Source organism: Streptomyces globisporus (genome assembly GCF_003501885.1).
Taxonomy (GTDB): Bacteria; Actinomycetota; Actinomycetes; order Streptomycetales; family Streptomycetaceae; genus Streptomyces; species Streptomyces globisporus_D.
The window spans coordinates 16373-27766 of record NZ_QWFA01000061.1 but is presented as its reverse complement, the minus strand read 5'-3'; the positions used below and the strand labels follow the sequence as shown (position 1 = coordinate 27766).

The following is an 11394-nucleotide window of genomic DNA, read 5'->3' as shown; positions in this document are numbered from 1 at the left end:
CGCCGGCGCAGCCCGCCCCCGCCACCCCGGCACCGGCCGCCCCGGCCGCGCCCTCCGGTGACGACGGCGCGTACGTCACGCCGCTGGTCCGCAAGCTCGCGTCCGAGAACAACGTGGACCTGAGCTCGGTCAAGGGCACCGGCGTCGGTGGCCGTATCCGCAAGCAGGACGTCGTCGCCGCCGCGGAGGCCGCCAAGGCCGCCGCCGCTGCTCCGGCTCCCGCCGCTCCGGCCGCCGCCAAGGCGCCGAAGCTGGAGGCGTCCCCGCTGCGCGGTCAGACGGTCAAGATGACCCGCATGCGCAAGGTCATCGGCGACAACATGATGAAGGCCCTGCACTCGCAGGCCCAGCTGACCTCGGTCCTCGAGGTCGACATCACCAAGCTGATGAAGCTGCGCAACCAGGCCAAGGCCTCGTTCGCCGCCCGTGAGGGCGTCAAGCTGTCCCCGATGCCGTTCTTCGTGAAGGCGGCGGCCCAGGCGCTGAAGGCCCACCCGGTCATCAACGCCCGGATCAACGAGGACGAGGGCACCATCACGTACTTCGACTCGGAGAACATCGGCATCGCCGTGGACGCCGAGAAGGGTCTGATGACCCCGGTCATCAAGGGTGCGGGCGACCTGAACATCGCCGGTATCGCCAAGAAGACCGCGGAGCTCGCGGGCAAGGCGCGCGGTGGCGGCCTGACGCCGGACGACATGTCCGGCGCCACCTTCACCATCAGCAACACCGGTTCGCGCGGCGCCCTGTTCGACACCGTCATCGTCCCGCCGAACCAGGCCGCCATCCTGGGCATCGGCGCGACGGTCCGCCGTCCGGTGGTCATCGACCACCCGGACCTCGGCGAGACCATCGCGGTGCGCGACATGACGTACCTCTCGCTCTCCTACGACCACCGTCTGGTGGACGGCGCGGACGCCGCCCGCTACCTGACGTCGGTCAAGGCGATCCTGGAGGCGGGTGAGTTCGAGGTCGAGCTCGGCCTCTGAACGCCCCGGCTGTAACCAGCCTCACCAGCGGCGCCCCCGCCCGGAACTCTTCCGGGCGGGGGCGCCGCCGTATTGTCTAAACACCACGGGCGACCTGCCGCGCCCGTGATGATGTAGGCAGCACCGGTCTGCCCTGAAGGAGCCCTCCATGACCCCGCCCGTCGTCCACTCGCTGCGCGAACAGATCCGCGAGCACATCGTGGAGGGGATCGTCAGCGGGCGCTGGAAGCCGGGTGAGCGGATCGTGGAGCGCCGCATCGCCACCGAACTGGAGGTCAGCCAGACGCCGGTGCGCGAGGCCCTGCGTGAGCTGGAGACGCTCCGGCTGATCGAGTCGGCCCCCAACAAGGGCGTCCGGGTCCGCAATCTGACCGCCGCCGACCTGGAGGAGAGCTACCCGGTCCGGGCCGGCCTGGAGCAGATCGCGGCCGAGCTGGCGGCCCCCCGGCTCGGCCAGGACTGCTCGGCGCTGGAGCCACACGTGGCCGCGCTGTATGAGGCGGACCGGCTGGCCGACGGCGAGGCCCAGGTGCGGCACACGGTCGGCTTCCACCGGGAGATGGTGCGGGCCGCCGGGAACGCGGTGCTGCTGCACACCTGGGAGGGGCTGGGCATCGAGGTGTTCACGGCGCTGTCGATCCGCTGGCTGGGCACGGTGCAGAAGTCGTACGCGGAGGAGCACCAGGCGCTCATCGACGCGTTCCTCGCCGAGGACCCGCAGATCGGGACCCTGGTGAAGGCCCATGTGCTGGGGTGCGCGCCCCGGGCCTGACCGCTGTCCGCGGGATCCGATCATCTGGCGCTCGACCTGCTCTTCCGTGCAGGTCAGCGCCCTTTTTGCGCGCTATTTCGCGTCACTCCGTGCCCTGTTTCGAGGCACCCCATGCCACTTTTCTTCGTATCGAGAAGTTTTGCCTTCAATCCTTTGATCGATCATCGATCAGCGTCTTACAGTTCATTTCGCGGGCCCACCGGCCCCATCGCTCTGTCCTGCCAGATAGAGCCTTCTCCACCCCCCTCCTCTCCGGAAGGCGGCGATCATGACCGACCCCGTAGGAAAGCTTCCGAGCGAGCTCGACCAGCTCCCGGACCGTGACCCCGAGGAGACCGCCGAATGGGCGGCCTCCCTGGACGCCGTCACCAAGGCTGCCGGCCCGCACCGCGCCGCGTACCTGATGCGCCGCTCGCTGCAGCACGCCGAGGGCGCCGGTCTCGCGCTGCCCAAGCTGCTGGAGACCGATTACGTCAACACCATCCCGACCGCCGCCGAGCCCGCGTTCGACGGCGACCTGGAGATGGAGTCGAGGATCACCGCGTGGAACCGCTGGAACGCGGCCGCGATGGTGACCCGGGGCGCCCGGTACGGAGTCGGCGGCCACATCGCCACCTTCGCCTCGGCGGCCTGGCTCTACGAGACCGGCTTCAACCACTTCTTCCGCGGCAAGGAGGGGGACGGCTCCGGCGACCAGCTCTACATCCAGGGCCACGCCTCCCCCGGCATCTACGCCCGCGCCTTCCTCGACGGGCGGCTCACCGAGCAGCACCTCGACAACTTCCGCCAGGAGTCCGGTGGCGAGGGTCTGCCCTCCTACCCGCACCCGCGGCGGCTTCCCTGGCTGTGGGAGTTCCCCACCGTGTCGATGGGCCTCGGCCCGCTCTCGGCCATCTACCAGGCGCGCTTCAACCGCTATCTGGCCAACCGCTCCATCAAGGACACCGCCAACTCGCACGTCTGGGCCTTCCTGGGCGACGGCGAGATGGACGAGCCCGAGTCGACCGCCGCTCTGGCCCTCGCGGCCCGTGAGCAGCTCGACAACCTGACCTTCGTCATCAACTGCAACCTGCAGCGCCTCGACGGCCCGGTCCGCGCCAACTTCCGCGTGGTCCAGGAGCTGGAGGCGCAGTTCCGCGGGGCCGGCTGGAACGTCGTCAAGACGCTCTGGGGCAACGCCTGGGACGAGCTGTTCCAGCTGGACACCCAGGGTGCGCTGCTGCGCCGCCTGCGCGAGGTCCCGGACGCGCAGTTCCAGACGTACGCCACCCGCGACGTCGCCTACATCCGCGAGCACTTCTTCGGCACCGAGCCCGCCCTCGTCGAGCTGGCGAAACTGCTCACCGACGCGAAGATCGCCGAGTGTTTCTACACCTCGCGCGGCGGCCACGAGGCCCGCAAGGTCTACGCGGCGTACAAGGCGGCCGTCGAGCACAAGGGCGCGCCGACCGTGATCCTGGCCCAGACGGTCAAGGGCTACACGCTCGGCAAGGGCTTCGAGTCCAAGAACGCCAACCACCAGATGAAGAAGCTGTCGATCGACGAGTTCAAGGGCATGCGCGAGCTGCTCGGCCTCCCGATCCCCGACAGCGCCTTCCAGGACGGTCTGGTCCCCTACGGCCACCCGGGCGCCGACTCCCCCGAGGTCCGCTACCTCCAGGAGCGCCGCGCGGCCCTCGGCGGTCCGGCCCCGGCCCGCCGGCTGCACGCCTCGGCGCCGCTGCCGCAGCCCGAGGAGCGCGCGTTCAAGGCCCTGTACAAGGGGTCCGGCAAGCAGGAGATGGCCACCACCATGGCGTTCGTCCGCCTGGTGAAGGACCTGATGCGGGACAAGGAGACCGGCAAGCGCTGGGTGCCGATCGTCCCGGACGAGGCCCGTACCTTCGGTATGGAGTCGCTGTTCCCGTCGGCCGGCATCTACTCGCCGCTGGGTCAGACGTACGACCCGGTCGACCGCGACCAGCTGATGTACTACAAGGAGGCCAAGGACGGCCAGATCCTCAACGAGGGGATCACCGAGGCCGGCGCCATGGCCGACTTCATCGCCGCCGCCACGTCGTACGCGACGCACGGCGAGACGATGATCCCGTTCTACATCTTCTACTCGATGTTCGGCTGGCAGCGGACCGGCGACCAGATGTGGCAGCTCGCCGACCAGCTCGGCAAGGGCTTCATCGTCGGCGCCACGGCGGGTCGGACGACCCTGACGGGTGAGGGCCTCCAGCACGCGGACGGCCACTCCCATCTGATCGCGGCCACCAACCCGGCCTCGCTCAACTACGACCCGGCGTTCGCGTACGAGGTGGCGGTGATCGTCAAGGACGGTCTGCGCCGGATGTACGGCCCCGACGCCGAGGACGTCTTCTACTACCTGACGGTCTACAACGAGCCGAAGCCCCAGCCCGCGATGCCCGAGGGCGTCGAGGAGGGCATCGTCAAGGGCCTGTACCGCTTCAAGGAGGGCACGCCCGCCTCCGCGGACGCGCCGCGCCTCCAGCTACTGGCCTCCGGTACGGCGATCCACTGGGCCCTGGAAGCCCAGGAGTTGCTGGCCGCCGACTGGGGTGTCACGGCCGACGTCTGGTCCGCCACCTCGTGGGGCGAGCTGCGCCGCGACGCGCTGGCGGCCGACGAGGCGCTGCTCCGCGGTGAGGTGCAGGTCCCGTACGTGACGCAGGCGCTCTCCGGCGCCCCGGGCCCGGTGCTCGCGGTCAGCGACTGGATGCGCCAGGTCCCGGACCAGATCAGCCAGTGGGTGGAGCAGGACTGGTCCTCGCTCGGCACGGACGGCTTCGGTCTCTCCGACACCCGCGACGCGGCCCGCCGCCACTTCGGCGTCGACGCGCAGTCGATCGTGGTGGCCTCGCTGGCCCAGCTCGCCAAGCGCGGCGAGGTCCCGGCCTCGGCGGTCAAGGAGGCCCGGGAGCGCTACGGCCTCTGAGTCCCTGCCTGATCCACGGCCGCAGGGGCGGAAGTGCCCGACAGCACTTCCGCCCCTGCGGCCGTGCGTGGTGGCTGCCGCCACAATGGGCGCATGCGCGCTGCCCGGCTGATCAAGATGGTGCTGCTCCTGCAGGCCCGCCCCGCGATGACCGCCGCCGAGCTGGCGGCCGAGCTGGAGGTGTCGGAGCGTACGGTCACCCGGGACGCGCAGGCCCTGTCCGACGCGGGCGTCCCGGTGTACGCGGAGCGCGGCCGGGCCGGCGGCTACCGGCTCGTCGGCGGCTACCGCACGCGGCTGACCGGTCTCGCCCGGGACGAGGCGGAGGCGCTGTTCCTCTCCGGGCTGCCCGCCGCGCTGCGCGAGATGGGCCTGGAGGACGCGGCGTCGGCCGCCCGTCTCAAGGTGTCGGCGGCGCTCATGCCCTCCCTGCGCGACGCCTCTTCCTCCGCCGCCCGCCGCTTCCATCTGGACGCGCCCTCCTGGTACCACGAGCCGGAGACCCCCGAGCTGCTGCCCGCGATCGCCGACGCGGTCTGGGACGACCGGCTGCTGCGGGTCCGCTACCGCCGGGGCGGGGGCCGCGACCACGCCGGTACGGAGGTGGCGCGGGAGCTCGCTCCGTACGGTCTCGTCCTCAAGGCCGGGATCTGGTACCTCTGCGCCCGGGCGGGCGAGGACGTCCGGGTCTACCGGATCGACCGCTTCACCGCCGTCGAGGCGGCCGACGAGCGCTTCGAGCGGGACGAGACGTTCGACCTGCCCGGGTTCTGGGCGGAGCGGGCCGCCGGGTTCGCCCGGTCCCTGCTGCGTACCGAGGTGATCGTACGGGTGTCCGAGCGCGGCGGGCGGATGCTCGCGTACGCCGGTGACCGGGCGGCGGCCGCGGCGGCGCTCGCGGAGGCCTCGGAGCCGGGCCCGGACGGGTGGCGGACGCTGACGCTGCCGGTGGAATCCCTGGACGTGGCGTACGGCCAGCTGCTGGCGCTGGGACCCGAGTTGGAGGTGGTGGCGCCCGAGGAGCTGCGGGCGCGGTTCACCGCAGCGGCCGAACGCCTGCGCGAGTTGTATCGCTGAAAGGCTTCAATTCGGCGTCTGCGCGTGCGGGAGCCCCCGGCAGGCTGGATGCTGGACCCGTGATGGACGAAACGGAATTCTGGGAGATCATCGACAGCACCCGCGAGGCCGCCGACGGCGACCCCGAGGACCATGCCGACCTGCTGGTGGAACGGCTGGCGCAGCTCGATCCCGATTCCGTGCTGGACTTCGCCCGGCACTTCGAGGCCCGCTACAACCGCGCCTACGCCTGGGACCTGTGGGGGGCCGCGGCCGTGCTGCTGGGCGGGGCGAGCGACGACGCCTTCGACTGGTTCCGCTGCTGGCTGATCGGCCAGGGCCGGGAGGTCTTCGAGGGGGCGCTGCACGATCCGGACGCCTTGGCGGAGCTGCTGGACGACTTCGACGAGGAGATCGACGGCGACGGCGAGGAGCTGGGCTACGCGGCCGACGAGGCGTACGAGCAGCTCACCGGGGTGGTCGCACCGGACCTGGGGCTTCCGCCGCAGCCCGCCGAGCCGCTGGGCTCCCCGGTCGACTTCGAGGACGAGGAGGCGCTCGCCGCCCGCTTCCCCGAGCTGTGGGACCGCTTCGGGCCGCGGTGATGCCCGGAGCTCAGGCGGGGCCGAGCGAGCGGCCCATGCAGACGTCATCGACGTAACGCCCGTTCAGGAAGAACTCCCCGGGCAGCACCCCTTCGACGGCGAAGCCCTCGGAGGCGTAGAGCGCGCGGGCGGGGGTGTTGTGGCCGAGCACCCGCAGCGTGATCCGGTTGGCGCCCTGGCGGCGGGCCTCGGCGCACGCGGCCCGCAGCAGGGTCCGCCCCACCCCGGCCCCGCGCGCCCAGGTCGCCACGGCGAGCCCCCGTATCTGGCGGACGTGGGCATTGGAGGCGAGAGGGGTGGGCGGGACGAGCCGGATGTACCCGGCGATACCCACCCGACCGTCCGCCGTCTCGGCCTCCACGACGAGGAAGTCCTCCGGCCCGTGCCCCTCGTCGAAGAAGGGCTCGTACGGAGGCACCGGCCTCGGCAGGACCGCGTGCAGCGTCGACCAGGTGGACCGGTCGAGCTCGGCGAGCGCGTCGTCGTCGGCGAGCGCGGCGGGGCGGACGGGGCGGAGTACGGGGGTGACCATGGGGTCACTGTGTCATGGGGTGTTCCCGGTGTTCGAGGCGTTTGATGGGGCAGGATGGGCCCATGCCGAGCTCCCGTATCGCCGTCAGCGGATCGTCCGGACTCATCGGAGCTGCGCTGGTGCGCTCGCTGCGCGCCGACGGGCACGAGGTGGCCCGCCTGGTGCGTCGGCCCGCCAGAACCGGCGACGAGGTCGAGTGGGACCCCAAGCGGGGTTACGTGGACGTGGCCGGCCTCGTCGGCTGCGACGCGATCGTGCACCTGGCCGGGGCCGGAGTGGGCGACCACCGCTGGACCGAGGAGTACAAGCGGGAGATCCGGGACAGCCGGGTCCTGGGCACGGCCGCCGTCGCCGAGGCCGTCGCCTCGCTCGACACCCCGCCCCGGGTCCTGCTCTCCGGGTCCGCCATCGGCTTCTACGGCGACACCGGAAGCTCCCCGGTGGACGAGAGCGCGCCGCCCGGGGACGGGTTCCTGCCGTCGGTCTGCGAGGAGTGGGAGGCGGCCACCGCCGCCGCCGAGGAGGCGGGGGTGCGCACCGTGCACGCCCGGACCGGACTGGTCGTCGGCCGCGAAGGCGGTGCCTGGGGGCGGCTCTTCCCCCTGTTCAAGGCGGGTCTGGGCGGGAAGCTGGGCAACGGCCGCCAGTACTGGAGCTTCATCGCCCTGCACGACCATGTCGCGGCGCTGCGCCACATCCTGGACACGGAGTCACTGACCGGGCCGGTGAACCTGACCGGGCCGAGGCCGGTCACCAACGCCGAGGTGACCGCCGCCATGGGCCGAGTGCTGCGCCGTCCCACGCTGTTCCCCGCGCCGGCGCCCGCGCTGAAGCTGGCGCTCGGGGAGTTCGCGGAGGACGTGCTGGGCAGTCAGCGGGTCATCCCGGCGAAGCTGCTGGACTCCGGCTTCTCGTTCGCCTTCCCCGACATCGACGGGGCGATCCGCGCCGCACTGCGCTGAGCCGGTCGCGCCTACGGGGCCGGGCGGCGCGTGCAGCCGTCCGGGCCGGGCGGGGCACATGGCCGTCCGAGCTGGGCGGCGCGTGTGCGAGCGCCCGGGACCGTCCTGCGCGCGCTCGGACCGCGTGTGCGACCCCGTGCCCCGGTGCTCCCCGGCGCGCGTCTGACCCAGTATCAGCCATCCTCCTAGCCTCGATGCGAACTCCGGCTTTCCGGGGACCTGTTGGGGGCAAGAACCCCCCACCAGTCGCACCGACTCGGGGAGGGGCACGTGCGCAGCACGGCACATCACGCAGACGTGATCATCATCGGGGCCGGAATAGCCGGCCTGTCAGCGGCCCATCTGCTGACCGGGGCAGGGCTCGGCGTCAGTGTTCTGGAGGCCGCGCCCCGGGTGGGCGGCCGGCTCGTCACCGACGCGGTGGACGGTTTCCGGCTCGACCGCCTCGGCCCGCTGCTCTGCACCGCCTGGCCCGAGCTGACCGGCACCCCGGGGCTCGGCGCCCCGGAGCTGCGGGAGTTCGCGCCGGGGGTCCTGGTCCACAGTGAGGGCCGCCGCCATCTCACCGGCGACATACGGAGCGCGAGGGGCGCACTCAAAGCGGCGCGCACCCGATCGAGCGCCCCCTGGGCCCATCGCGCTCCGCGCACGCCCCGCGCGCTCCGGGGTTCCGCGGCTTCCGGGACTCCTGCGGCCTCCGGCTCCGCCGGTTCGGCACAGGGCGTGTACGGGCAGGAGCTCGGCGCTCCGGCGCGCGGCGGCGGCCGGGGCGGCGTGGTGACCGGCGCGATCGACCGGGCCCGGCTGGGCGCGGCGCTGCACCGGCTGGCGCTCACGCCGGAGGCCCGGCTGCTGGCCCGCCCGGAGCGGTCGGCCGCCGAGGCCCTGGCCGGGGTGGGGCTGCCCGGCCGTACGGTGGACGGCATCCTGCGCCCGCTGCTGGCCGCGCTGCTCAGCGACCCCGCCCTCACCACGTCGAGCCGGTCCGCCGATCTGGCGCTGCGGGACTACGCGCGCGGCGGCCTGTGCGTACCGGCGGGCGGATCGGCCGCGCTGCCGGAGCTGCTGGCGGCCGCGCTGCCCCCGGGCACGGTCCGGACCGGGGTGCACGTGACGGCCGCCGACATCACCTCCGTACGCACCAAGGAACACGGCGAACTGGGCTGCCGCTCGCTGCTGCTGGCGACCGGGGCGGGGGCCGCGGCCGAGCTGCTGCCCGGGCTGCGGGTGCCGTCCTTCCGCCCGGTGACGGTCCTTCACCACACCGCGCCCGCCCCGCCGCCCACGGGCAGGTCGCTGGTGCTGGACGGCGACCGGTCGGGCCCGGTGGCGTACACCTCGGTGATGAGCGAGGTCGACCCCTCGCGCGCGCCGGAGGGCCGGGCGCTGATCACCTCGACGGTACTCGGGACGCCGCCGCCGGACCTGGACCGCTCGGTGCGGACGCATCTGGCGGCGCTGTACGGCGTCACCACGGACGACTGGGAGCTGCTGGCGGCCCATCACGAACCGGAGGCGGTGCCCGCGATGGAGGCCCCGCACGACCCGCGCCGCCCGGTGCGGGTGCTGGCCGGGCTGTACGTGTGCGGCGACCACCGCGACACGAGCACGGTCCAGGGCGCGCTGCACTCGGGCCACCGGGCGGCCGGGGCGATCCTCACGGACCTGGGCGTGCCGGGCGCGCACGAGGGGAGCCTGCCCCGGGCCGCGTGAGCCCCGGCCCCCGCCCCGGGTGCTGCGGGCTCGGGGCTCAGCCGAGGGCCGCGACCCGGTCGCGGTACCCGCGTACGGCGACCGCGTCCCGGTACGGCTCCAGGCTGCGCTCGAAGGCGCGGACGTACTCCGTGGCGCGTACCGAGCGCATCTCGGCCGCCTGCTGGGCCGCCTCCGCGCCGAGCTGGCAGGCCTGCTCCAGCTCGCCCAGGCCGAGGCGGGCCGAGGCGAGGACCACCCGGCAGAACAGTCGGCTGCGGGCGTACGCCGGGGCGCGCAGCTGGAGCGAGCGCTCGGCGTGCTGAGCGGCGGCCCGGTACTGCTGGAGGTCGCGGTGGCAGTGGCCCAGCTCGTCGGCGAGCTGTGCCTCGTCGAAGGTGCGGGCCCAGTGCGGCACCTCGTCGCCGGGGCGCGCGGTCTCCAGGGCGTGTTCGGCGCGGGTCAGCGCGGCGGTGCAGGAGCGGGCCTCGCCGAGCACCGCGTGGCCGCGCGCCTCGACGGCGTGCAGCAGCGCCTGGACGAGGGGCGGGGCGGCCGAGCCGATGCCCTGCTGGGCGACGCGGGCGAGCTGAACGGCTTCCCTGCCGTGGCCGAGGTAGATGGCCTGCCGACTCATCGTGAGCAGCACGTAGGCGCCGTAACCGCGGTCCCCGGCGGCCTGGGCGAGCCGGAGCGCCTGGACGAAGTACCGCTGGGCGAGACCGTGGGCGGCGATGTCGTACGAGGTCCAGCCGGCCAGCCGGGTCAGGTCGGCGACTGCGGCGAACAGCCGCCGCCCGGTGGCCTCGCCGTACGTGCCCCGGAGCATCGGCTCGGCCTCGTGCTCCAGATACCGCACGAGGGCCTGCCGGGCGTGCCCGCCGCCGTAGGCGTGGTCCAGGGTGCGGAAGAGCTCGCCGACCGAGCGCAGCGCGGCGACGTCCCCCGTGCCGACCCGCTGGCCGGGGCCGCGGCCCGTCTGGCGCTGGCGCGGGACCACGGGCAGCGCCCCGGCCCCGGGGTGCGCCCCGGCGGCGGGCGGGTGCGCCGCGGGCGGGTGCGTGGCGGCCGGCCCCGACGGGGTGGGCCGGTGCGGTCCGGCGGGCGGGCGCGGCAGGGTGCGGGCCTCGGCGCGCGACACTCCGTCCGTACGCCCCGGGTCCATGCGCCCCGCAGCGGCGCCCCCGGCCTCTCCCCCGGCGCGGCGGGCGGCCCCGCCGTCCCGGGCCACCCCTTCGTCGGCCCGGCCGATCAGCCAGTCACGGCTGGGGACGACGAGCCCGGCGGGCGTGAAGGCGATCTTGCGCAGCTCCGTGTGCGTACCCGAGTCCTTGCGCCACAGGCCGCTGACGATGTCGACCGCCTCGGCGGGGGTGGCCGCGAACTCCAGCCCCGCGTAGACGGGGGCGCAGGCGTCGAGCCCGAGGTCCTGCGCGGAGAGCCGCCGCCCGAGCCGCCGGGTGAACACCTCGGCGATCAGCGCGGGGGTGGTGCCGCGCGGCTGCTGTCCCCGCAGCCAGCGGGTGACCGAGGTCTTGTCGTACCGCAGGTCGAGGCCGTGTTCGAGGCCGAGCTGATCGACCCGGCGGGCGAGGCCCGCGTGGGAGAACCCGGCTTCCGCGATGAGTGAGGCGAGTCGGCGGTTGGGCGTGCGCTGCGAGGGTCGTTCCGACATCAGCTCTACGGTCTCCTGCCTTCGGGGCCGGACGGGCAGCCCTCATGGGAACGGCGCGAATTTAGCGGCCACCGGGGCGGTCACTGCCACCCTTTGCTCCACGTTCATCCGATCGTGTGAGGATTCCGGACAGAGCTGACGGAAACGCCCGACACATGAGTGCGCGACCG

General features: G+C 73.4%; 9 protein-coding genes. 7 read left to right on the top strand and 2 right to left on the bottom strand.

The genetic code is table 11. From position 1 onward, the window contains the following. The 5 genes from sucB to D3105_RS13990 all read left to right on the top strand — a co-directional run. Positions 1–989, top strand: a 989-nt coding sequence (sucB, locus tag D3105_RS14010; protein ID WP_118903556.1) for a 2-oxoglutarate dehydrogenase, E2 component, dihydrolipoamide succinyltransferase, incomplete at its 5' end; no start/stop codon positions are given. 148 nt (positions 990–1137) lie between these two features. Beyond that, on the top strand, positions 1138–1761 hold the full coding sequence (locus D3105_RS14005; RefSeq protein WP_118903555.1) for a GntR family transcriptional regulator: 624 nt from the start codon (positions 1138–1140) through the stop codon (positions 1759–1761). Between the two features lie 268 nt (positions 1762–2029). Beyond that, positions 2030–4702 (top strand): pyruvate dehydrogenase (acetyl-transferring), homodimeric type, encoded by a 2673-nt coding sequence (gene aceE, locus D3105_RS14000; protein WP_118903554.1) that lies wholly within the window; start codon positions 2030–2032, stop codon positions 4700–4702. Between the two features lie 93 nt (positions 4703–4795). Then, positions 4796–5779, top strand: a complete 984-nt coding sequence (locus D3105_RS13995; RefSeq protein ID WP_118903553.1) for a helix-turn-helix transcriptional regulator — start codon at positions 4796–4798, stop codon at positions 5777–5779. 62 nt (positions 5780–5841) lie between these two features. Next, on the top strand, positions 5842–6363 hold the full coding sequence (locus D3105_RS13990; protein ID WP_118903552.1) for a DUF4240 domain-containing protein: 522 nt from the start codon (positions 5842–5844) through the stop codon (positions 6361–6363). A 10-nt stretch (positions 6364–6373) separates the two neighbouring features. On the opposite strand, the gene D3105_RS13985 is transcribed toward D3105_RS13990, so the two are convergent. Then, entirely contained in the window at positions 6374–6895 is a 522-nt protein-coding gene (locus D3105_RS13985) for a GNAT family N-acetyltransferase (RefSeq protein ID WP_118903551.1), read from the bottom strand. A gap of 62 nt (positions 6896–6957) precedes the next feature. Here D3105_RS13985 and D3105_RS13980 point away from each other — a divergent pair, with 62 nt between their 5' ends. Both D3105_RS13980 and D3105_RS13975 read left to right on the top strand, forming a co-directional pair. Next, positions 6958–7857, top strand: a complete 900-nt coding sequence (locus tag D3105_RS13980; protein ID WP_118903550.1) for a TIGR01777 family oxidoreductase — start codon at positions 6958–6960, stop codon at positions 7855–7857. Between the two features lie 270 nt (positions 7858–8127). Further along, complete coding sequence (locus D3105_RS13975; protein WP_118903549.1) at positions 8128–9570, top strand: FAD-dependent oxidoreductase; 1443 nt, start codon at positions 8128–8130, stop codon at positions 9568–9570. A gap of 37 nt (positions 9571–9607) precedes the next feature. On the opposite strand, the gene D3105_RS13970 is transcribed toward D3105_RS13975, so the two are convergent. Next, a complete protein-coding gene (locus D3105_RS13970; RefSeq protein WP_118903548.1) occupies positions 9608–11224 on the bottom strand; it encodes a regulator in 1617 nt (538 codons plus the stop codon). Between the last annotated feature and the right edge of the window lie 170 nt (positions 11225–11394).

What these genes read in the sequence shown, in the direction of transcription:
- D3105_RS13970 (WP_118903548.1), bottom strand. Translation starts at nt 11,224, where the DNA reads ATGTCGGAACGACCCTCGCAGCGCACGCCCAACCGCCGACTCGCCTCA.
- aceE (WP_118903554.1), top strand. Translation starts at nt 2,030, where the DNA reads ATGACCGACCCCGTAGGAAAGCTTCCGAGCGAGCTCGACCAGCTCCCG.
- D3105_RS14005 (WP_118903555.1), top strand. Translation starts at nt 1,138, where the DNA reads ATGACCCCGCCCGTCGTCCACTCGCTGCGCGAACAGATCCGCGAGCAC.
- D3105_RS13980 (WP_118903550.1), top strand. Translation starts at nt 6,958, where the DNA reads ATGCCGAGCTCCCGTATCGCCGTCAGCGGATCGTCCGGACTCATCGGA.
- D3105_RS13985 (WP_118903551.1), bottom strand. Translation starts at nt 6,895, where the DNA reads ATGGTCACCCCCGTACTCCGCCCCGTCCGCCCCGCCGCGCTCGCCGAC.
- D3105_RS13990 (WP_118903552.1), top strand. Translation starts at nt 5,842, where the DNA reads ATGGACGAAACGGAATTCTGGGAGATCATCGACAGCACCCGCGAGGCC.
- D3105_RS13995 (WP_118903553.1), top strand. Translation starts at nt 4,796, where the DNA reads ATGCGCGCTGCCCGGCTGATCAAGATGGTGCTGCTCCTGCAGGCCCGC.